The 21,121-nt window shown below is 65.5% G+C and carries 16 protein-coding genes; 9 read left to right on the forward strand and 7 right to left on the reverse strand.

Features of this window, described 5'->3' with window-relative positions:
• Positions 1-75: 75 nt before the first annotated feature.
• Positions 76-1,068 (forward strand): TRAP transporter substrate-binding protein, encoded by a 993-nt coding sequence (locus tag AC1MEM_RS07365; protein WP_499476320.1) that lies wholly within the window; start codon positions 76-78, stop codon positions 1,066-1,068.
• 503 nt (positions 1,069-1,571) lie between these two features.
• Here AC1MEM_RS07365 and AC1MEM_RS07370 read toward each other — a convergent pair.
• Positions 1,572-4,472, reverse strand: a complete 2,901-nt coding sequence (locus AC1MEM_RS07370) for an EAL domain-containing protein (protein WP_499476321.1) — start codon at positions 4,470-4,472, stop codon at positions 1,572-1,574.
• A 122-nt stretch (positions 4,473-4,594) separates the two neighbouring features.
• Between AC1MEM_RS07370 and AC1MEM_RS07375 the strand changes: the two genes are divergently transcribed.
• The 3 genes from AC1MEM_RS07375 (at position 4,595) to AC1MEM_RS07385 (ending at position 6,274) form a co-directional block, all read left to right on the forward strand.
• The gene (locus tag AC1MEM_RS07375; RefSeq protein ID WP_499476322.1) at positions 4,595-5,119 is read left to right on the forward strand and encodes a methylated-DNA--[protein]-cysteine S-methyltransferase; all 525 of its coding nucleotides are present in this window, start codon (positions 4,595-4,597) and stop codon (positions 5,117-5,119) included.
• Positions 5,092-5,994 (forward strand): site-specific tyrosine recombinase XerD, encoded by a 903-nt coding sequence (xerD, locus tag AC1MEM_RS07380; RefSeq protein WP_499476323.1) that lies wholly within the window; start codon positions 5,092-5,094, stop codon positions 5,992-5,994. The genes AC1MEM_RS07375 and xerD overlap by 28 nt, the downstream gene beginning before the upstream one ends.
• 91 nt (positions 5,995-6,085) lie before the next feature.
• Complete coding sequence (locus AC1MEM_RS07385; RefSeq protein ID WP_499476324.1) at positions 6,086-6,274, forward strand: hypothetical protein; 189 nt, start codon at positions 6,086-6,088, stop codon at positions 6,272-6,274.
• A 260-nt stretch (positions 6,275-6,534) separates the two neighbouring features.
• On the opposite strand, the gene AC1MEM_RS07390 is transcribed toward AC1MEM_RS07385, so the two are convergent.
• Complete coding sequence (locus AC1MEM_RS07390; protein ID WP_499476325.1) at positions 6,535-9,654, reverse strand: efflux RND transporter permease subunit; 3,120 nt, start codon at positions 9,652-9,654, stop codon at positions 6,535-6,537.
• Between the two features lie 2 nt (positions 9,655-9,656).
• Complete coding sequence (locus AC1MEM_RS07395; protein ID WP_499476326.1) at positions 9,657-10,898, reverse strand: efflux RND transporter periplasmic adaptor subunit; 1,242 nt, start codon at positions 10,896-10,898, stop codon at positions 9,657-9,659.
• A 314-nt stretch (positions 10,899-11,212) separates the two neighbouring features.
• Here AC1MEM_RS07395 and AC1MEM_RS07400 point away from each other — a divergent pair, with 314 nt between their 5' ends.
• Positions 11,213-13,519, forward strand: a complete 2,307-nt coding sequence (locus tag AC1MEM_RS07400; protein WP_499476328.1) for a putative bifunctional diguanylate cyclase/phosphodiesterase — start codon at positions 11,213-11,215, stop codon at positions 13,517-13,519.
• Here the strand turns inward: AC1MEM_RS07400 and AC1MEM_RS07405 are convergent.
• Positions 13,500-14,474: an endonuclease/exonuclease/phosphatase family protein gene (locus AC1MEM_RS07405; protein WP_499476329.1), complete on the reverse strand. Its 975-nt coding sequence runs from the start codon at positions 14,472-14,474 to the stop codon at positions 13,500-13,502. The two genes, AC1MEM_RS07400 and AC1MEM_RS07405, sit on opposite strands and share 20 nt — an antisense overlap.
• 38 nt (positions 14,475-14,512) lie before the next feature.
• On the opposite strand from AC1MEM_RS07405, the gene AC1MEM_RS07410 reads away from it, so the two are divergent.
• From AC1MEM_RS07410 to AC1MEM_RS07420, 3 genes are all read left to right on the forward strand, one after another.
• Positions 14,513-15,004: an aminoacyl-tRNA deacylase gene (locus AC1MEM_RS07410; RefSeq protein ID WP_499476330.1), complete on the forward strand. Its 492-nt coding sequence runs from the start codon at positions 14,513-14,515 to the stop codon at positions 15,002-15,004.
• Between the two features lie 76 nt (positions 15,005-15,080).
• Complete coding sequence (plsY, locus tag AC1MEM_RS07415) at positions 15,081-15,701, forward strand: glycerol-3-phosphate 1-O-acyltransferase PlsY (protein WP_499476331.1); 621 nt, start codon at positions 15,081-15,083, stop codon at positions 15,699-15,701.
• A gap of 146 nt (positions 15,702-15,847) precedes the next feature.
• Positions 15,848-16,510, forward strand: coding sequence for a DsbA family oxidoreductase (locus tag AC1MEM_RS07420; protein WP_499476333.1), 663 nt, complete (start codon positions 15,848-15,850; stop codon positions 16,508-16,510).
• A gap of 170 nt (positions 16,511-16,680) precedes the next feature.
• On the opposite strand, the gene AC1MEM_RS07425 is transcribed toward AC1MEM_RS07420, so the two are convergent.
• The 3 genes from AC1MEM_RS07425 to AC1MEM_RS07435 form a co-directional block, all read right to left on the reverse strand.
• Complete coding sequence (locus AC1MEM_RS07425; protein WP_499476334.1) at positions 16,681-17,550, reverse strand: endonuclease/exonuclease/phosphatase family protein; 870 nt, start codon at positions 17,548-17,550, stop codon at positions 16,681-16,683.
• A 107-nt stretch (positions 17,551-17,657) separates the two neighbouring features.
• Positions 17,658-18,698, reverse strand: coding sequence for a tRNA (adenosine(37)-N6)-threonylcarbamoyltransferase complex transferase subunit TsaD (gene tsaD / locus AC1MEM_RS07430; RefSeq protein WP_499476335.1), 1,041 nt, complete (start codon positions 18,696-18,698; stop codon positions 17,658-17,660).
• Between the two features lie 232 nt (positions 18,699-18,930).
• Positions 18,931-19,992: a 3-deoxy-7-phosphoheptulonate synthase gene (locus AC1MEM_RS07435; RefSeq protein WP_499476336.1), complete on the reverse strand. Its 1,062-nt coding sequence runs from the start codon at positions 19,990-19,992 to the stop codon at positions 18,931-18,933.
• 109 nt (positions 19,993-20,101) lie between these two features.
• Between AC1MEM_RS07435 and ybiB the strand changes: the two genes are divergently transcribed.
• On the forward strand, positions 20,102-21,097 hold the full coding sequence (gene ybiB / locus AC1MEM_RS07440; protein ID WP_499476337.1) for a DNA-binding protein YbiB: 996 nt from the start codon (positions 20,102-20,104) through the stop codon (positions 21,095-21,097).
• Positions 21,098-21,121 lie beyond the last annotated feature (24 nt).

Below are 21,121 nucleotides of genomic sequence, written 5' to 3' on the forward strand. Positions count from 1 at the left end.
GCTATTGTGGACTTCTGTCGTGGCAACGCAACCGCGGTCCGCGCGCACACTTATTTCATATTCTTCAATCGACGCATGACCTTCAAACTCCTGGCCGCGGCGCTGGCCCTCGTTGCCTCCATCAACCTGGCCTGGGCGCAAGCGCCGATCGTCATCAAGTTCAGCCATGTGGTTGCGCCCGACACCCCGAAAGGGCAGGCGGCCGAGCGCTTCAAACTGCTCGCCGAACAGTTTACGCACGGGCGCGTCAAGGTGGAAGTGTATCCGAACAGCCAGCTCTACAAGGACAAGGAAGAGCTCGAAGCGCTGCAGCTGGGCGCGGTGCAGATGCTGGCGCCTTCGCTGGCCAAGTTCGGCCCGCTCGGCGTGAAGGAATTCGAAGCCTTCGACCTGCCGTATATTTTCCCGTCGAAGGCGGCGCTGTACGCCGTCACCGAAGGCCAGATCGGGCGCGACCTGCTGGGCAAACTGCAGTCGAAAGGCCTGACGGGACTGGCTTACTGGGATAACGGTTTCAAGGTGATGTCGGCCAACCGCCCGCTGCACGTACCGGCCGATTTCCGCGGCCTGCGCATGCGCATCCAGTCTTCGACCGTGCTCGACGCCCAGATGCGCGCGCTCGGCGCCCGGCCCCAGGTGATGGCCTTTTCCGAGGCCTACCAGGCGCTCGAGACGGGCGTGGTCGACGGCACCGAGAATCCGCCCTCGAACATGTACACCCAGCGCATGCACCTGGTGCAAAAGCACGTGACGGTATCCAACCACGGCTACCTGGGCTATGCGGTGATCGTCAACCGCAAATTCTGGGACGGCCTGCCCACCGATGTGCGCGCCGCACTGGAGCGGGCGATGCGCGACGCCACCGCCTTCGAGAAAACGATCGCCCAGCGCGACAACGACCGCGCCCTTGAGGCGATCCGCAAGACGGGCAAGACGACGATTTACTACCTGACGCCGCAGGAGCAGGCGCAGTGGCGCGCAGCCCTGCTGCCGGTGCACCGCCAGATGGAGCGCCGCATCGGCAAGGATTTGATCGATGCCATTGCCCGCGAAACGGCCAGAAAATAATGACGCTTCGGTCAGTAAAAATGGGGGGCGTGCGGGGGCGGATGGGGGCCACGGGCCGAGTGTTGTTGATTTCCGAAAACCGTATATAAAAAACTATTCTTCGTTGGCACAGTTGCGTTATGATTGGGCGCTGCGGCACCAAAGCGGTGCAGGCAACCCGGACACAGTCTTGGGGAGGGCAGAAAAATACGGTAGTCCATACCGGAGATCATGAGAGGAGACACACGTTCGACAGAAGTCGTTGGTATAACCAAACGACCGGGACGTGCCTGATGATTGGAGCGCACCCAAGGGTGCGCTTTTTTTTCGCCTGGGCTTGACGTTTTTTCGTCACGGACGGCTGTGCACCGTAGGGTGGGCAGGCCCACGCGTTCGTTTCAATGCGTACCGTAACGTTTCAATCTGATCCTGCTGCGCACGCGTTTCGTTGAACGTGATGTCGCGTTTACTCATGTAATGAACGCGTGGGCATGCCCACCCTACGTTACCTCGGCGCCGCGGGTTTACGCCGCCAGCTCTTCCAGCGTGCGTGCATCCACCGGCCGGCTGAAGAGATACCCCTGCCAGTGATCGCACCCGATCCCCGCCAGGAAAGTGCGTTGCGCCTCGGTTTCGACCCCTTCCGCGATGATCGCCAGCCCCAGCGATTTGCCGAGCGCGACCACGCTGCGCGCGATCGAGGCGTCGTTCGGGTCGTCCAGCACGTCGCGGACAAAACTCTGGTCGATCTTCAATTGGTCCAGCGGCAGGCGCTTCAGGTAGCTGAGCGACGAGTAGCCCGTGCCGAAGTCGTCGAGCGAGAAGTAGATGCCGTGTTCGCGCAGGGCGCGCATCTTCGCGATCGTTTCTTCGACGCCTTCGATCAGCAGGCTCTCCGTCAATTCGAGTTTCAGGCGCGCCGGATCGGCGCCGCTCCCGCGCACGATGGACAGCGTCTCTTCCACGAAATCGGCTTGCAGGAACTGGCGCGCGCTGACGTTCACGGCCAGCGTGAAGTGGGCCGTGGCCGGAGCGTCCGACCATAGCGCCAGCTGCTCGCAGGCGGTGCGCAGCACCCAGCGCCCGAGCGGCACGATCAGCCCGGAAGTCTCGGCAATGGCGATGAAGCCGGCCGGCCCCACCAGCCCGCGCGTCGGATGCTGCCAGCGCACCAGCGCCTCGGCCCCGGTCAGGATGCCGTCGCCGTCGACCTGCCCCTGGTAGTGCAGCACGAACTGCGCGTCCTGCAGCGCCGCGCGCAATTCCGTTTCGATCTCGGTACGGTAGGTGACCTCGCGTTCCATCGACGGCTGGAAGAAGCGCTGCGTATTGCGGCCCTGGCGCTTGGCCTCGTACATCGCCAGGTCGCCGCGCCGCATCAGGTCGTCCAGGCCGCTCTCTCGCTCATCCTTATGGCCGGTGCACAGCGTGATGCCGATGCTGCAGGTCGCGTGGTGCACGCCGCCGCCGATGTCGAACGGCTCGCGCAGCGCGCCGAGGATTTTTTCGCCGACGGTCTCGGCGTGCTGCCGCGCCTGCACCTCGTCGTCGGCGTTCGATTCGAGCAGGATCACGAATTCGTCGCCGCCCAGGCGCGCCACGGTATCGGTCTCGCGCGTGCAGGCCAGCAGGCGCGCGGCCACTTGCTGCAGCAGGTGGTCGCCGACGACGTGGCCGCGGCTGTCGTTCAGGTCCTTGAAATTGTCCATGTCGAGAAACAGCAGGGCGCCGGCGCGGCGCTTGCGTCCATGCCGGCCGAGGCAGTGGGTGAGGCGGTCGTAGAGCAGGCGCCGGTTCGGCAGGCCGGTCAGCGGGTCGTAATAGGCCAGCTGGACGATCTTCTCGTCGGCCTGCTTGCGCGCGCTGATGTCGGACTGGGTGCAGACGAAATTGGTCAGCACGCCGTGTGCATCGCGCACGGCGCTGACCGTCAGCCAGGCCGGATAGCGTTGGCCGTCGCGGCGCCGGGTCCAGACTTCGCCCTGCCACGACTGCTGTTGGCGCACGCTGTCCCACATCCGTTCGCGGTAGTCGTCGCCGTCATGCTCCAGCGAGAACGGCGGGAAGGGCGCGCCCGCCAGTTCCGCTGCGGGGCAGCCGTTGAGCGTGCCGAAGGCCTGGTTGGCTTCGACGATGCGGGCGTCGGGACTGAGCACGCACATGCCTTCGCCCGACTGGAACACGGTGGCCGCGATGCGCAGCGATTCCTCGGCCTGCTTGCGCGGCGTGATGTCGGTCGTGATGCCGCACAGCGCGTTCACTTCGTCATCCTGCACCAGCGGGATTTTCGTGGTGAGATACAGCTTGCCGTTGAGGCGCTCTTCCGACACGAAGCGCTCGTGTCCCTCGATCACGGCGAGGTCGCCGGCGCGCGTCATCTTTGCCTGCTCGGGACCGAACAGGTCCTCGTCGGTTTTACCCAGGATGGCGGCCGCCGGACGGTTCAGCAGGCGGCACAGGGCGCCGTTCACGTACTGGAAGCGCAACTGCGCATCCTTGATGTAGATGAGGCTATCGACGCTGTCGAGGATGGTGGACAGCTTGCGCTCGTTGTCGCGCAGATCGCGCGTGTGCACCGCCACCTCGGTACGCAGCCAGCTGGCCACGGCCAGGGCGGAGAGCAGCAGGCCCACCGTGGCGCCGAGCACCCATAGCAGCGTCGGCGGCACGGCCGGCGCCGGGCCGGCCGCCTGCCAGCGGCGCAGCGTACTGAAATACACCGAGTTCGGGTCTTCGCGCCAGGCGGCGAGGTGGCGGTCGATGGCGTCGAGTACCGGCCCCTGGCGGCCCGGCATGGCCGCGTAGAACAGGCGCGCCGGATTGAACGTGATGGGCGTCGCCGCCAGCTGGTGCGCGCGCGCCTGGGCTTCGCCATAGTAGTGGTTGGCGGCCACGGCATCGGCCCGGCCGTCCGCCACCAGCGCAAACGCACGCTCGAGCGAAGGGGCGGGCACCAGCAGCGCGCCATATCCGGCCAGCACGCCAGGCAGCACCTGCGCCTGCACCGACTCGGCCAGCACGGCGATGCGGCGGTTCTTCAGGTCGGGCAGGGAACCGATGCCGCTGCCGGTGCGTGCATAGACCTGCGACCAACTGTGCAGCGCCGGCACCTGGTGGAAGGCGTAGCGGCGCGCGCGCGCTTCGGTCCAGGCGACGTCCGGCAGCAGGTCGATCCGGCCCGCGGCGAGCGCGTCGAGGCAGGCGTTCCACTCGCAGGCGATGAATTCGAGCGGCCATTGCTCGGCACTGGCGACTTCGCGCAGCAGGTCGACCAGGATGCCGGAGGCATTGCCATCGCCGTTCGTGAATACTTTTGGTGGATTTGGATAGACGCCTATCCGTAGCGGTGCCTGGCGCGCCGTAGCGGCCAGGCCCATGACGCCGAGCAGGAGGAGGAAAGCCAGGGTGCGTTTCACCAGCGGCATAAAAATCCTGTCACGTTATGCCAACAGCTTAGCCGTTTTCGGCTGAGCCTGACGCCACGGACGAGTAATTGCTCCAGCGAAAAAGGGTGGTGGGCGGGGCGCGCGAGGAGTAAACTGCGGGGATGACTACACAACAAGGCAGCGAGCTGTTTTCCGCCATCGTGGCGGCCCCGTTCGGCGCGATCGGCATCCGCACCGAAGACGGGCGGGTGCGCGAGCTCGTCTATTTGCAGCCGCGCTTCCACGAAAAGGATGCGCAGGATCCAGTCGCGGAACAGGCCGCGCTGCAGATCGAACGCTACCTGGCAGATCCAGACTTTACGTTCGATTTGCCGCTGTTCGAGGCCGGCAGCGCCTTCCAGAAACGCGTGTGGGACGCGATCAGCGCCATCCCGCGCGGCACCGTCAGAACCTATGGCAGGATCGCCAAGGACATCGGCTCGGCCCCGCGCGCGGTTGGACAGGCCTGCGGCGCCAACTGGTTCCCGCTCGTCATTCCCTGCCACCGCGTCACCGCCGCCGGCGGCCTCGGTGGCTTTGCCAGCAGCGACGACGAAAACGGTTTTCATTTGTCCGTCAAGCGCTGGCTGCTGCGTCACGAAGGCGCCACCGCATCTCCATGGCAGCAGCAGGCGATCTGGGACTGATCGACGAGTTCTGCGACACGCTCTGGCTCGAGCAGGGCCTGGCGAAGAACTCGCTCGACGCTTACCGGCGCGACATGCGCATGTTTTCGACCTGGCTCGACGTGAAGCGGCCCGGACGCGGCCTGCTCGCGGCCGGCCCCGACGACCTGGCCAGTTATTTCGCCGAGCGCCATCCCGACACCAAGCCGAGCACGGCGAACCGGCGGCTGTCGGTATTGAAACGCTTTTATGCGCTGGCGCTGCGGCGCAATCACATCACGGAAGACCCCTGCCTGAAAATGGCCACCGCGCGCCAGCCGACGCGCTTCGTGCACACGCTCTCCGAAGCGCAGGTCGAGGCCTTGCTGGCCGCGCCCGACGTCGCCACGCCGCTCGGTTTGCGCGAGCGGACGATGCTCGAACTCATGTACGCGAGCGGGCTGCGCGTGTCGGAACTGGTGGCCCTGAAAATTGTCGAACTCAGCTTGAATGATGGCGTCTTGCGGGTCACGGGCAAGGGCGCCAAGACGCGCCTGGTGCCGTTTGGGGGCGAAGCGCGCGCCTGGCTCGAGCGCTATTTGAAAGATGCGCGCGGCATCATCCTGAACGGGCAAGTCGACGACGCCCTGTTCGTCACCAGCCGCGGCGGGCCGATGACGCGCCAGATGTTCTGGGTCCTGATCAAGAAGCATGCATTGAAGGCGGGCATCCGCGCGCCGCTGTCGCCGCACACGCTGCGCCATGCATTCGCGACACACCTGTTGAACCATGGCGCCGACTTGCGCGTGGTGCAACTGCTCCTGGGACACTCCGATATTTCCACCACACAGATCTATACCCATGTTGCGCGCGAGCGCCTGAAACACTTGCACGCGCAGCACCATCCACGTGGTTAATTCAAATCCCGAAAGCTTATCTGGCGCATAATAGTCGCGCACAGAGTCTGCTGGCAGAGGCTCTATTCCTTTCAAGTCACAAGAGGTAATCATGGCCAAAACAAACTTCGGATACGAGAAGCGGCAGCGGGAACTGGAAAAGAAGCGCAAGGCGGAAGAAAAAGCCAAGCGCAAAGCGGAAGCGAAAAATCATCCGGAGGGGGCGGGGATGACGGAAGAAGCGTCGGACGATGCCGAGGTCGAGGCAAATGCCGATGCGCAGGAGACGCAGACGCCGTAACTGGGCGGAACGCGAACGCTGACGGCACCTGCGGCCGTCGCGTAACGTAGGGTGGGCACTCGTGCCCACGCGGTCCAGCCGATGATCATTTGCGACGCATGAGATGTCGCTCGTGGTGATTCCTTAATTACGATAACGCGCCGCATGGTGATTGCCTCGAGTGAGGCCAACATTGCGGCGCGTTCACGCGTGGGCATGCCCACCCTACGGTGCGCATCGGCAATGGGATGCATCAAGCATCCCGGCCCGACCACATTCCGTTATGCACTTTCCTTCGCAATCCCCGGCACGACATCCACTACTTCCTCGTGCCCCTTCGCAAACCAGCGCCGCGCACGCTTGCCGATATTGTCCAGGTAACTGTAGGCCACCGGCACCACGACCAAGGTCAGCAGCGTCGAGGTAATCACCCCGCCGATCACCGCGCGCCCCATCGGCGCCTGCGTCTCGCCGCCGTCGCCGGCGCCGATCGCCATCGGCAGCATGCCGAAGATCATGGCCAGCGTCGTCATCAGGATCGGGCGCAGGCGCACTTGCCCCGCTTCCAGGATCGCGGCGAACTGGGCACGGCCCTCGCGCTGGCCGTGGTTGGCGAAGTCCACCAGCAGGATCGCATTCTTCGTCACCAGGCCCATCAGCATGACGACGCCGATCACCGAGAACACGTTCAGCGTGCTGCCCGTCGCCAGCAGCGCCAGCAGCACGCCGATCAGCGACATCGGCAGCGACATCATGATCGCGATCGGCTGCAGGAAGCTGCCGAACTGCGAAGCGAGCACCAGGTAGATGAAGATGATCGCAATCGCGATGGCCGAGCCGAAGTTGGCCATCGTCTCGGCCATCTGCTGGGCGTCGCCGCCGACGTCGAAACGCACGCCTTCGGGCAGTTCGATCGTGTTCATCGCCTTCTTGATGTCGGCGTTCACGTCGCCCGACGGCCGGCCTTCGATGCCGGCGTAGATCGCCACGCGCCGTTCCAGCGCCTGGCGTTTCAGCACCTGCGGGCTGAACGAGGGCACGAAATCGACTACCTGGCGCAGCGGCACCATGATCGGGTTACCCGCCGCGTCGAGCTTGTTCGATGCCAGCGACAGGTCGGCAAGATCCGCCACTTTCTGGCGGCCACTCCGCGGCAGCTGCACGTTGACTTCATAGTTCTGGCCGTCCGGCGCCAGCCAGTGGCTGATCTGGTCGCCGCCGACAAACGGCCGCAGCGCCGCGCCGACCTGCGCCACGGACAAGCCCAGGTCGCTCGCCAGCTCGTTGTTGATCTTGATGACGGTGGCCGGGTTCGCGCCTTCCTGGCTGTATTCGAGGTCGGCCACGCCTTTAATGGTCCGCATCTTGTCCATCAGCTTGTGCGCGGCGGCGTCCAGCTTCGCTTCGTCGCGGCCCAGGATCGCGATAAAGACCGGCTTGTTACCGACCGACATCGTGATGCCGGCGATCGGCTGCAGGCGGGCGCGAATCACCGCTTCCATCTCTTCCTGCGAGCGGCGATGCGTCTTCTTCACGTCGGTCAGTTTCAGGATCACCTGCGCCGTGTTATGGCCTTCGTAGACGCCGATGGCGCTGCTGATCGCCTCGATTTCCTTGTAGTCGCGCAGCGCGTCTTCGATCTGTTTCACTTTGCCGTCGGTGTAGGCCAGGCTCGAGCCGACCGGGGTCTTGAACTTCATTTCGATGAAGCCGTTGTCGGTTTTCGGTGCGAACTCGCCGCCGATCATCGGGATCAGGAACAGGCTGCCGACGAAAATGCCCAGCGCCAGCGCCAGCGTCGACTTCCGCCAGCGCAGGGCCAGCGCCAGCACGCGGCCGTAGATGCCGTGCACGTGCTCGATGCCGACCTCGATCTTCGCCATGATGCGGCCCAGCCACCGCACATATTTGAACCGGTCCTTGACCGGGTCCGGCCACACCGAGGACAGCATCGGGTCGAGCGTGAAGCTCACGAACAGCGACACCAGCACGGCCACCGCAACGGTGACGCCGAACTGCAGGAAGAAGCGCCCGATGATGCCGTCCATGAAGGCGATCGGCACGAACACGGCGACGATGGCGAAGGTGGTGGCCATCACGGCGAGACCGATCTCGCTGGTGCCTTCCTCGGCCGCGCGCAGATGGCTTTTACCCATGCCGAGGTGGCGCACGATGTTCTCGCGCACGACGATGGCATCGTCGATCAAGAGGCCAATGCACAGCGAGAGCGCCATCAGGGTCAGGAAGTTCAGCGTGAAGCCGAACCAGCGCATCGCGATGAACGAAGCCAGCACCGAGATCGGGAGCGTCAGGCCGGTGATCACCGTGCTGCGCCACGAATGCAGGAACAGGAACACGATCACCATCGTCAGGAGCGCGCCTTCGATGATGGTGCGCTTCACGTTGTCGAGCTGGTCCTGCACCGTCGCGGACTGGTCGTCCATGACGCGGAACTGGACGTCGGCCGGCATCGTCTTGCGCAGTTCCTCGACCATTTTCAGGATGCCGGTGCCGACCAGCACCGTGTTCGCGTCCTGTACCTTGGTGATGTCGAGCGAAATGGCGCGCACGCCGTTGACGCGCGAGATCGAGGTCTCCTCGCGCTCGCCGTCGACCACGTCCGCCACCTGCGACAAATACACCGGCCCGCTGGCGCGGCGCGCCACGATGATGTTGTTGAACTCGCGTGCTTCGCGCATCTTGCCTTCGACCCGCACCAGGCGCTCGGCCGCGCCGTACTGCAGGTTGCCGGCCGGGAGATTGGTATTCGTCGCCTGGATCGCGCGCAGCACTTCGTCGACGCCGATGTTCTGGCTGCGCAGCTGCTCGGGTTTCACGTGCACCAGGATCTGGCGCGTGGCGACGCCGCCGGTGCGCACTTCACCGACGCCCGCCACGCTCTGCAGGCGCTTGACGATGACCTGTTCGGCCAACGTGGAGAGCGAGCGCATGTCGCGTGCGTTCGAGGTGACGGAGATGCGTACCACCGGCTGCTGGTTCTCGCCGTCGGCGCGGATCACGAAGGGTTCCTTGACCTCTTTCGGGAAGCTCGGGCGCACCCGCGCCACCTTGTCGCGCAGGTCCTGCATCGCCTTGTCCATGTTGGTGGCGATGTGGAATTCGATCGAGACGCCGCTGCGGCCTTCCCACGAATTGCTGCGGATGTTCTTGATGCCGCTGACCGTGTTGATGACTTCTTCCATCGGCCGCGTGACGTCGTTCTCGACCTGCTCGGGCGAGGCGCCCGGATACTGGGTCTCGACCCAGGCAAACGGCAGCTCGACGTTCGGCATGCTCTCCACGCCGAGCGAGCGGTACGAAAACAGGCCGAGCACCATCAGGCCGACCATGACCATGGTGGCGAAGACGGGGTGGCGGATGCTGACTTTGGTGATCCACATGATCAGCCCTTCTTCGCCGCGGCGGCCGGCGCTGGCGTAGCTGTGCTGGCCTTGGTCAGCGCATTGCTCAACTTGACTGCGCTGCCCGGCTTGACGCCGTCGAGCGGCACGGCCAGCAGCACCGCGCCCGCTTCGACGCCGCCCGTCACTTCGGCCAGTCCTTCGTCTTCGCTGCGCATGCCCAGCTGGACCGGCTGCGCCACCACCTTGCCGCCGTCGACCCGGTAGACGACGTCGCGCGCGCCATCCTTGTGCAGGGCGGTGAGCGGCACGATCGGGCGCGCGGCGGATTTGTCGGTCGTGATTTCTCCCTTCGCGAACATGCCGGCGCGCAGGCTGCCGTCGTCGTTCGCCACGCTGATATATACCAGCATCGAGCGCGAGCCGGTTTCGGTGGCCGGATTGATGCGCGCCACCTTGCCGGAGAACGCGCGGCCATTGAAACCGTCGACCTTGAAGCGCACGTCCTGGCCGACCTGCACGCGCGGGATGTCCGAAGCGGGCACCTGGGCGTCGAGCGTCAGGTGCTGCAGGTCGACGATCGCCATCACCGGGCTGTCGGGCGAGAGCTTTTCGCCGGCCTGCACGAAACGCTTGCTGACCACGCCCGCGAGCGGCGCGCGGATGGTGGTGTCGTTCAGGGCGATGCGCGCCATCTCGAGCTGGGCGCGCGCCGCATCGACGGCGGCCTGCGCCAGCTCGACGCTGTTGCGGGTCGTGTCGAAGGAGTTTTGAGAGATGTAGTTCTGCTTGAGCAGGGCCTGGCTGTTGGCTTCGTTCTTGGTCGCCATGGACAGGCGCGCCATCGCTTCCTTGACCAGCGCCGCCTGCTGGGCCACACGCGCGCGCGCGTCGGCGTCATCCAGGCGCGCGATGACCTGGCCGGCCGCCACGTTCATGCCCTCGCGCACGCTCGTGGCGAGCACGACGCCCGACACCTTCGACTTGACGGTGGCCTGGGCCAGCGGCGCGAGCGAACCCGACAGCGGCAAGCGCAGCGCCAGCTCGCGCGATTCGACCGTGACGACATCGTTCTGCGCGAGCTCGAAGACGGTGGGCTTGTCGGTCTTCTTCGTGGCAGCCGCGGCGGGCGGCGCGCCCTTGCCATGCAGCGCGAACCAGCCGCCGCCCGCGATGGCGATCACGAGCAGCGCAATGACCGGTTTGCGCCAGCGGCGCCGGCCGCTGCCCGGGGAACGCGATGCGGAGGGAGGTGAGGTGAGCGGCAGGGTTTCGATTTTCATGGCGGCCGTTGTTTGAATTGTTGAGAGCACGGATAAGAATAAGGGCGCCCGTGCTCCACCTGGTCCAAGGCGGAGCTCCGTGCGCATGGTAGGGACTATAGAAATTGACAAGTCCTGGCGCCATCGGAATGCGACAAGCAGCCGTTTCCGGACGCTGAAGTGCAGAAAAAGGGGACGAAACGGCGCCGCAAAGGTAGCGCTTGTGCGAGCGCGATACCTTTGCGTGCGCGCAAATGAAATGGCTTCGGTGGGGACAAGAATGGTTCGATCGGGGGAGCTCTAACCCCTTGTTTCGTTAAAGAAAAGGACCTGTTGTGAGCAGCGATTTGCCCGAACCGCCCCTGTCTGCGTTTGCCGGCGGGCCGGCACGCGAAGTGCTCGACTGGCTGTATCGCTTCGTCGCGGCGATCGAGCTCAGCCCGTCGGTGGCGGTGCACAGCCAGGACCGCAAGGGCGTCGTGCGCTTCTGGAATCACGCCTGCGCGCGGCTGACGGGCATACCGGCGCATGAGGCGATCGGCCAGCCCTTCGTCAAATTCGTCAGTCACCTCGACAAGCAGGGAGAATTCGACGATACCATCGCAGAAGTCTGGCGCAGCGGCGAAGCGGCGAAGGCGCGCGAGTGGCAGGTCGAGCTGCGCGACGGGCGCCGCCTGTGGCTGCATTCGAGCCATTTTCCGGTGCCGGGCGAGGGCCGGGGGGAGGATGAGGTGCGGCAAGTGTTCTGCATGGAAGTCGACGTCTCCGCGCGCAAGGAACTCGAGGATTCGCTGCGCCAGGCCAGCCAGGTGTTCGACCACGCGCGCGACGCCATCCTGCTGGTCGACCGCGAACACCGGGTGCTGGCCGTCAACCGCGCCTACACCGAGCTGACCGGCTATCCGGCGGAAGAGGTGGTCGGCGTCGAGCTGCCGAGCCTGCGCCTGGGCATGCAGGAACGCGCCTTCTACGACCGCCTGCACGACCACCTCGACGCCCACCAGCACTGGGAAGGCGAAGTGTGGGGCATGCGGCGCGACGGCAGCACGATCCCGTTCCGCGCGGCCCTGTCGCCGATCCTGGATGCCGCCGGGACGGTCACCAGTTATATGGTGATGCTGACCGACATCAGCGAGCGTCGCCGCGCCGTCGAGCAGGCGCGCCACCAGGCCGAGCACGACGCCCTCACCGGACTACCGAACCGCATCCTGTTCATGGACCGCCTCGAACAGGCGCTGGCAGGGGTGGCGCGCCAGCACCGCCAGTTCGCCCTGCTGTTCATTGACCTCGACCATTTCAAGGCCATCAACGACAACCACGGGCACGAGGTGGGCGACGCCGTGCTGCAGGAAGTGGCGAACCGGCTGCGGCGCTGCGTGCGCCGGGTCGATACGGTCAGCCGGCTCGGCGGCGACGAATTCGTCGTGCTGCTGGCCGACATCGGCGGCGTCGACCAGGCGGCGCACGTGGCCGCCACGATCCTGCAGTCGGTGGCGCGTCCGATGCAGGCCGAGTCCGGGCCGCTCACGCTGTCGGTGTCGATCGGCATCGCCATCTGCCCGAGCGACGGCGACGACCCGAAAACCCTGCTGCGCCATGCCGACGTGGCGATGTACCACGCCAAGGAAAGCGGGCGCAGCGAATTCCACTTCTTCAGCCAGGAAATGAATTCGCGCGTGACAGAACGCGTTGCCATGGAAAACCGGCTGCGCCGGGCGCTCGACAAGCATGAGTTCGAGCTCGAATACCAACCCGAAATCGATATCGGCAGCGGCCGCACGGTCGGCTTCGAAGCCTTGATCCGCTGGCGCGACCCCGAACGGGGCCTGTTGAGGCCGGACGCCTTCATGGCCGCCGCCGAAGAGTCGGGGTTGATCGTGCCGATCGGCAGGTGGGTGCTGCTTGAAGCCTGCCAGCAGGGACGACGCTGGCGCGATGCCGGCTTTCCGGTGGTGGTGGCGGTGAACCTGTCGAATGTCCAGTTCGTCCACAACGACCTGCTCGGCTATGTCGACGAGGCCTTGTCGGCATCCGGCCTGGCGCCCGGATTCCTCGACCTGGAGATCACCGAAAAAACCATCATGCGCGGCGACGCCGCCATCCTGGCCACCCTCAGCCGGCTGCGCGAGCGCGGCGTGCAATTGACCATCGACGATTTCGGCACCGGCTTTTCCAGCCTGGCCAGCCTGCGCCGCTTCCCGCTGTCGAAACTCAAGATCGACCGCAGTTTCATCGACGACATCGTCGGCGAGCCGGACGGGGCGGCCATGATCCCGGCCATCATCGCACTGGCGCGCAGCCTCAAGCTGCGGGTGATTGCGGAAGGGGTGGAGACGGCGGAGCAGCTGGACTACCTGCAGCAGCATGGCTGCGATGAATACCAGGGATTTTATGGGGATGGGGCAGGGAGCAGGGCCGCCGCGGCTGCTGCTGGAACTGGCGCTATTGCCGGCAACGGTGCCGCTAACGGAGCGGTGAATGGAGCGCTGAATGGCGGTCCAGGCGCGGGCAATGGTGCCGCTAAAGGTGCTGGCGCTGGTGCCCGCGCGGGTGCGGGCACTGCCGGTGAGGCTGCTGTCGACAGCGGTCCGGGCGGCGCGGCGCCACCCGCAGCAATGATGCCTACACGCCCGCCTCCATGAGGCCGCGGCCCTCGTCGTACAGGCGGATGCGCGCCAGCACCTGGCCGTGGTCGGATGCTGCCGGCAGTTCGAGGTCGAGGTGGTCGTTCAGGTAGAGCACGTCGATCACTTCGCCGATCGCGCTCGGCAGCGCGCCGTTGAATTCTTCCGACACGAGGATGTGGTCGATGGTCGAGTAATGGCCCTCGTGCACGCTGGAAAAGCCGAGGTGGCGCGCATGGTCGACCCGGCGCTGGACCTGGCTGGCGTCGTACAGGCGGTCGCCCAGCGGCGTGCCGGCGCCGAGCACGATGCTGGTCGTGACGGAATCGGCCACGTCGTTGAAGTCGCCCAGCAGCACGCGCGGGCGGCGATTCGCCCGGCCCATTTCGGTCATCAGCACGCGCAGCGCGGCCGCTTCGGTGCCGCGCCGGATGAGCGAGCGCAGGCAGGCCAGCGCGTACAGGGCCGGGTCTTCGCCGGTATCGCCGGTGCGGTAGTCGGGACGGCGCGATTTCAGGTGCACGACGACCACGTCCACCAGCACATCCGGCGAGGCAGTGATGACCGCATGCAGCGGCGCCCGGGTGAAGCGGGCGGCGTCGCGGCTGCCCATCGGCAGTTCTATACCGCGCGGGAAGTCGATCATTTGCTTCGCGGGCGCGGCGAGCGGCAGGCGCGATACCAGGGCCACGCTCGGCGTCAGGCGCATCGCGGCCGGATCGGGGTCGAAGCCGAGGTGGAAGGCTTCACGGTAGCGGCGGGTGCGCGCCAGCACTTCCTTCAGCGTCGCTTGCGAAAAAATTTCCTGCAAGCCGATGACGTCGGCGTCGAGCAGGTCGAGCTGGTGCGCGGTCCAGTCCAGCTTGGCCTCGTATTCCTCGGGCGTCGTAGGCAGCAGGTTGTCGTACAGCTTCACGCCGGGCGGGGCCAGGTTGCAAACGTTGAAGGTGGCAAAGCGTATTTCTTGCTGCATAATAGAAACCCTTTATTCCAGTGTTTAGCGTATCACGCATGGCCAAGAAAGAGCACGTGTCAGAGACGCCCGCCACCAGCTTCCTGCGCAAGCACGCGGTGCATTTTTCCGAACATCCCTATCCCTACGAGGAACATGGCGGCACCGCCGTGTCCTCGCGCGCGCTCGGCGTGCCCGAGCATGAGGTCGTGAAGACCCTCGTGATGCAGGACGAGGCGGCCCGGCCGCTGATCGTGCTGATGCATGGCGACTGCAAGGTGTCCACCAAAAACCTGGCGCGCGCCATCGGCTGCAAGTCGGTCGAGCCCTGCAAGCCGGACGTGGCCCAGCGCCACTCGGGCTACATGATTGGCGGGACCTCTCCCTTCGGCACGCGCAAGGCGATGCCGGTGTACGTCGAGGAATCGATCCTGGCGCTGGCGAAGATCTACATCAACGGCGGCCGGCGCGGCTACCTGGTCGGCATTGCGCCGGGCGTGCTGGCCGAGGTGCTGGGCGCGAAACCGGTGCAGTGCGCCTTGGCCGAGTGACTACCGCCCGGCCTGGCGCTGGTGTATATTCACGAGCCCGCCAGAGGGACGCAGCTTCAAACATAGAGAGACAAGAATGAATACCCTGATCGCCACCGTCGCCGCCTATTTGATCGGCTCGATTTCGTTTGCCGTCGTGATGAGCCGCGTGTTCGGCCTGTCCGACCCGCGCACCTACGGCTCGAAGAACCCGGGCGCGACCAATGTCCTGCGCAGCGGCAGCAAGAAGGCCGCGATCGCGACCCTGGTCGGCGACGGCGCCAAGGGCTGGCTGGCGGTCTTCCTGGCCGTCAAACTCGGCCCGGACTACGGCCTCGACGACGGCGGCATCGCGCTCGTGGCGATTGCCGTCTTCCTCGGCCACCTGTGGCCGATCTTCTTCCGTTTTGTCGGCGGCAAGGGCGTCGCCACGGCGCTGGGCGTGCTGCTCGGCCTGAACCCGTGGCTGGGGCTGGCCACGCTGGTGACCTGGCTGGTGGTGGCCTACGCCTTCCGCTACTCGTCGCTGGCCGCCCTGATCGCCGCCGTGTTCGCGCCGTTCTACTACGGCCTGCTGTTCGGCGTCGACGAAATCCTGTTCGCGGTGATCGCCATGAGCGCGCTGCTGCTGTGGCGCCACAGCGCCAACATCGGCAACCTCATCTCCGGCAAGGAATCGCGCATCGGCAGCAAAGCCGCGGGCGCGAAAAAGAAGTAGGCCCGTAGGGTGGACGGGTCCCCCGTCCACGCGTTCAAGCGCTGCACGAATCGCCGCGCGCCCTGTTGATTCTTCCCCAAGCATCCCCACATACCGCTCCTGGCCGGTGCACAGTGCCCCGGCATCAACAAGGAAGGCGGTGTAGCGTGAGCAAGCAATTGAGGATTGATTTCGTGTCGGACGTGTCGTGCCCGTGGTGCGCGATCGGCCTCAAGGCACTCGAACAGGCGCTCGAGCGCGTCGCCCCCGACATCACCGCCGAGCTGCATTTCCAGCCCTTCGAACTCAATCCCGACATGGGCCCCGAAGGCCAGGACATCGTCGAACACATCACCGAAAAATACGGTGCCCCGCTCGAGCAGCACATCCAGTCGCGCGAACAGATCCGCCAGCGCGGCGAAGCGGTCGGTTTTACGTTCGACATGGCGCGCCGCGGCCGCATCTACAACACCTTCGACGCGCACCGCCTGCTGCACTGGGCCGAGTCGCAGGGCCGCCAGCATGCATTGAAGCTGGCCCTGTTCGAAGCCTATTTCACCCACTGCGAAGACCCGAGCTCGCGCGAGCTGCTGGTGCGCGTTGCGGGCCAGGTCGGCCTCGACACCGCGGAAGCGGCGCGCATCCTGGAAACCGGTGAGTACGCCGACGAAGTGCGCGAGACCGAAGCGTTCTTCCAGCGTGCGGGTATCCGCTCGGTACCGGCGATCGTCATCAACCAGCGCCATCTGATTTCGGGCGGCCAGCCGCCGGAAGTGTTCGAGCGCGCGCTGCGCGAGATTGCGACGCAGGCGGACGCACCGATTATTTGATTGGCTTGTGGCCAATGGCGTCGGTTTCGTAGGGTGGGCGCCCCGTGCCCACCGACGCATGCGTCGCGTTGACGCTTTCTGGACAGGCTAAATCTGTTCATCACGCACGGCAACAAAAGCGTCTCGTTCGCTCATCGTTCCGCGTGGGCACAGGGCGCCCACCCTACGTGTCACGCCGCCGGAAAATCAGCCCCCGGAATCAGCTCCAGCACCACCGGCTGGTGATCCGACGCTGCCGTCTCCGACTGCACCTCCACCGTCGCAACCCGCCGCGCCAAGTCCTCGGTCACGAAAAAATAATCGTAGCAATCCGGCTTCTCGGGCCACGGATACCCGTGCAGCCCCGCGGTCGGCGCGCGCGCATGGCCTGGATGCCGCGCGGCCCAGGCGTCGACCAGCGCCGGCGCCCCATCGTCATGCGGCGCGAGCAAGGCCTGGTAAGCCTCGTCGCCAGGCGCCATGTTGAAGTCGCCGCAGTAAATCGCCGCGGCCGGGCGCTCGCCGAGCTGATAGGGCGCGTCCATCTCCGGATGCGCGGCGAAGATGCGCGCGCGGGCGGCGGCTTCCACATGCAGTGCGCGCAGGCGCTGCACCTGGGCCATCCGCTGCGGCGGCGAATGGTATTCGAGGTGGGTGGTCACGAGCCGCAGCTTCGATCCCGGCGTGTCGAGCACGACCTCGATCGCGCCGCGCGGCATGCCCGGTGGATGGTCCGGGTCGGCGGGCCAGGGCAGCATGTGGCGCTGGGCCTGGGTGATGCGGTATTTGGAGAGGATCAGGTTGCCGAACAGGCGGGGGACGTTGTTGCGGTAGATTTCACTGGGCGCGTGCTCGATCGCATGAAAGCCGCCGAAGGCGCCGGCCAGCTGCTTGAACTGGTTGGCGGTGGCGCTGCCCTCGAGTTCGGGGTGATTCGCGGCCACTTCCTGCAGGCAGACGATGTCAGGGTTCAATTTGCGCAACACGTCGATGATCGCGTGAATACGGATGCGCCCGTCTTTCCCACAACCCCAGTGAATGTTCCAACTTACAACGCGCATGTAGGACCTCCCAAACTGAACCGCCAGAGTTTGCCATCGTTTGGGGCAGGGCGGTCACACGGTAGGATCGATGTCAGCGTTGCAAGTTCACTCGTGGGAGCCCGTGATCAGGCGGCTTCCAGCTCGTCCAAAGGCCAGCGCGGACGCACGTTGAAGGCGTAGTCGCGCGTCGCCAGGGCAGGATTGCGCTCCAGGCGCAGGGCGCCGGCAAAGGCGATCATCGCCCCGTTGTCGGTGCAGAATTCGAGCTCGGGATAGAACACGCGGAACTTGCGTTTTTCGGCCGCGGCATTCAAGGAGACGCGCAGCTGCGCATTCGCGCCGACGCCGCCGGCGATCACGAGGCGCTTGAGGCCCGTGTGGCGCAGCGCGTTCACGCATTTTGCGGTGAGCACATCGACGATCGCATCGACGAAGCCGCGCGCGATGTTCGCCTTGTCCTGCTCGCAGATGTTGGCGATGACCTTCTCTTCGTGGTTCTTCACCACCGTCAGCACGGCCGTTTTGAGGCCCGAGAAGCTGAAATTGAAATCCTTCGAATGCAGCATCGGGCGCGGCAGCGTATAGGCGCCCGGATCGCCGAATTCGGCCAGGCGCGAAATCGCGGGCCCGCCCGGATAACCGAGGCCGAGCAGCTTGGCCGATTTATCGAAGGCTTCGCCGGCGGCGTCGTCCAGGGTTTCGCCGAGCAGCGTGTAGCGCCCGACGCCATCGACCCGCATCAGCTGCGTGTGGCCGCCCGAGACGAGGAGGGCGATGAAGGGAAAGGCCGGACGGTCGGTGGCCAGCAGCGGCGAGAGCAGGTGGCCCTCGAGGTGGTGCACGCCGAGCACGGGTTTGTCGAGCGCGAGCGCCAGGCTGCAGGCGACCGAGGAACCCACCAGCAGCGCACCGGCCAGGCCCGGGCCCTGGGTGTAGGCGATGGCGTCGATATCGCCTTTCGCGATGCCGGCGCCTTTCAGGGTTTGTTCGAGCAGGGGCAGGGCGCGCCGGATATGGTCGCGCGAGGCCAGTTCCGGCACCACGCCGCCGTACTCCTCGTGCATGGCGACCTGCGAATGCAGGGCATGGGACAGCAGCCCGCGCTCGGTATCGTACAGAGCCAGGCCGGTTTCATCGCAGGAGGATTCGACGCCGAGAACAATCATGGGAAATGCCGGAAGGGGAAGCGGAAGCTGGCATTGTAAAGCACATGCGCGGGGGATGCCGGCCGCCGGCCGATGCGTACCGTAGGGTGGGCACTTGTGCCCACGCGGCGATACGGATCGGCTCCGATTTCGTGCACGATGGTCTCGCCGCCGCGTATCACCGCGTGGGCATGAATGCCCACCCTACGTTACACCGCGTTCCGGACAAAAGCGGATGCCCACGGTTACCGCATCAAGGACGCGCCAGCAATTCCCTGTGCGCATTCCGCAGCATCGTCACCGTATCGTCCCACCCGATGCACCCATCCGTCACCGAACAGCCATACTTCAGCTGCGTCAAATCGCTCGGAATCGGCTGGTTCCCCGCCACGATATTCGATTCAATCATCACACCCACCAGCGACTGGTTGCCATGCTTGATCTGCTGGATCACGTCCGACATCACCAAAGGCTGGAGCTCCGGCTTCTTGTAGCTGTTCGCATGCGAGCAGTCCACGACCAGGTTGGCCGGCAGCCCCGCCTTTTTAAGCGCCTGCTCCGCAATCGTCACCGACACCGAATCATAGTTCGGACGATCCCCGCCGCCGCGCAGCACCACATGGCCATACGCATTGCCGCGGGTGCGCACGATCGATACCGTGCCCTTGTCGTTGATACCCAAAAACGCATGCGGATTGGCCGAGGACAGCACTGCATTGATCGCGATGCTGACGTCGCCGTCGGTACCGTTTTTAAAGCCGACCGGCGTCGACAGGCCCGAGGACATCTCGCGGTGGGTCTGCGATTCGGTGGTGCGCGCGCCGATCGCGGTCCAGGCGATCAGGTCGCCCAGGTACTGCGGCGAGATCGGATCGAGCGCTTCGGTGGCGGTCGGCAGGCCCAGCTCGCACACGTCGATCAGGAACTGGCGCGCGCGCTCCATGCCGACATCGACCTGGAACGAGTCGTCCATGAACGGATCGTTGATATAGCCCTTCCAGCCAGTGGTCGTGCGCGGCTTCTCGAAATACACGCGCATCACCAGCAGCATCGTGTCGGCCACTTCGTCCTGCAGTTCCTTCAGCCGGCGCGCATAGTCCAGGCCCGCTTCCGGATCGTGGATCGAGCAGGGGCCGACGACGACGAACAGGCGCTCGTCCTTGCGGTCGAGGATGTCGCGCAGCGCGGCGCGGCCATTCATGATGGTGGCAAACGCGCGGTCGGACAGGGGCAGCTTGGCGTGCAGCTCGCTTGGTGTCGGCATGCGCCCGAACGAGGTAACGTTGGTATTTTCAATATCTGGAGTGATCGGCATGGGGCGGTCCGTTGGACAAAGTTCGATCAACGAGTGTAGCGCCAAAAATGCTTGTTTGCAGCAGACATCGCAAAAGCAGGGCAAACGCATGAGGGTGTAAGCTTGCAGTATGAATACCGAACTCCACCCAGACAGCTTCCCTGCCGCCCACTTCATCAAGGAGATCGGCCGCGGCGTCAAAGGCGCGCGCAGCATGTCGCGCATCGATGCCGCCGGCCTGTACGGCGCCATGCTCGAGGGCCGCGTTTCCGACCTCGAAATGGGCGCGATCGTGCTCGCGCTGCGCATCAAGGGCGAGTCGGTCGACGAACTGGCCGGCTTCATGGCCGCGGCCGAAGCCGCGTTCGCGCCCTTGCCGGCGCCGCCCGGCGACTTCGCCCCGGTACTGGTACCCAGCTATAACGGCGCGCGCAAGCTGGCCAACCTGACCCCGCTGCTGGCACTGTTGCTGGCGCGCGAAGGCGTGCCGACGCTGGTGCATGGCGTACGCAATGACCCGGGCCGCGTCACGACCGCCGAGATCCTGGCCGAACTCGGGCTGGCGGAAGCGGCCACCAGCGCCGCCGTGCATGACGCTTTCGAGGCCCGGCGCCCGGCCTTCATGCCGATCGAAACGCTGGCCCCTGCCTTGTCCCACATGCTCTCGCTGCGCCGCATCCTCGGCGTGCGCAACTCCACGCACACCATCGTCAAGATCCTGCAGCCTTTCGAGGATGCGGCGCTGCGCCTGGTCTCCTACACCCACCCCGAATACCTGCAGACCCTCGGCGAATACTTCATGAGCGCCGCACCGCCCGCGCGCGGCGATGCCTTCCTGATGCGCGGGACCGAAGGCGAGACCGTCGCCAATCCGCACCGCGCCCAGCAGATCGACTGGTTTCATGACGGCCTGCGCGAAGTGCTGGTCGAGCGCGATCCGCCGGCCGATACCCTGTCCGCCGTGCCGGAAGCGCGCGACGCGGCCGCCACCGCCGCCTGGATCCGGGCGGCCCTGAATGGGGAAGTGCCGGTGCCGGTGTCGATCGCGAACCAGGTGGCGCGGGTGACGGCTGCGGCGCGCGACGTGCGCCGGCGCTATCCAGTGACCGTGGCGCTCCAACCGTAAAACCACACTGGCGGCGTCGGGCGT

The sequence above is a fragment of the Telluria sp. AIW5 genome (assembly GCF_056680575.1).

Coding starts and splice junctions, on each gene's coding strand:
- AC1MEM_RS07395 (WP_499476326.1), bottom strand. CDS start 10,898: ATGAAAATCGAAACCCTGCCGCTCACCTCACCTCCCTCCGCATCGCGT.
- AC1MEM_RS07390 (WP_499476325.1), bottom strand. CDS start 9,654: ATGTGGATCACCAAAGTCAGCATCCGCCACCCCGTCTTCGCCACCATG.
- AC1MEM_RS07370 (WP_499476321.1), bottom strand. CDS start 4,472: ATGCCGCTGGTGAAACGCACCCTGGCTTTCCTCCTCCTGCTCGGCGTC.
- AC1MEM_RS07435 (WP_499476336.1), bottom strand. CDS start 19,992: ATGCCGATCACTCCAGATATTGAAAATACCAACGTTACCTCGTTCGGG.
- AC1MEM_RS07410 (WP_499476330.1), top strand. CDS start 14,513: ATGGCCAAGAAAGAGCACGTGTCAGAGACGCCCGCCACCAGCTTCCTG.
- xerD (WP_499476323.1), top strand. CDS start 5,092: ATGGCAGCAGCAGGCGATCTGGGACTGATCGACGAGTTCTGCGACACG.
- AC1MEM_RS07425 (WP_499476334.1), bottom strand. CDS start 17,550: ATGCGCGTTGTAAGTTGGAACATTCACTGGGGTTGTGGGAAAGACGGG.
- AC1MEM_RS07375 (WP_499476322.1), top strand. CDS start 4,595: ATGACTACACAACAAGGCAGCGAGCTGTTTTCCGCCATCGTGGCGGCC.
- tsaD (WP_499476335.1), bottom strand. CDS start 18,698: ATGATTGTTCTCGGCGTCGAATCCTCCTGCGATGAAACCGGCCTGGCT.
- AC1MEM_RS07365 (WP_499476320.1), top strand. CDS start 76: ATGACCTTCAAACTCCTGGCCGCGGCGCTGGCCCTCGTTGCCTCCATC.
- plsY (WP_499476331.1), top strand. CDS start 15,081: ATGAATACCCTGATCGCCACCGTCGCCGCCTATTTGATCGGCTCGATT.
- AC1MEM_RS07385 (WP_499476324.1), top strand. CDS start 6,086: ATGGCCAAAACAAACTTCGGATACGAGAAGCGGCAGCGGGAACTGGAA.
- AC1MEM_RS07405 (WP_499476329.1), bottom strand. CDS start 14,474: ATGCAGCAAGAAATACGCTTTGCCACCTTCAACGTTTGCAACCTGGCC.
- ybiB (WP_499476337.1), top strand. CDS start 20,102: ATGAATACCGAACTCCACCCAGACAGCTTCCCTGCCGCCCACTTCATC.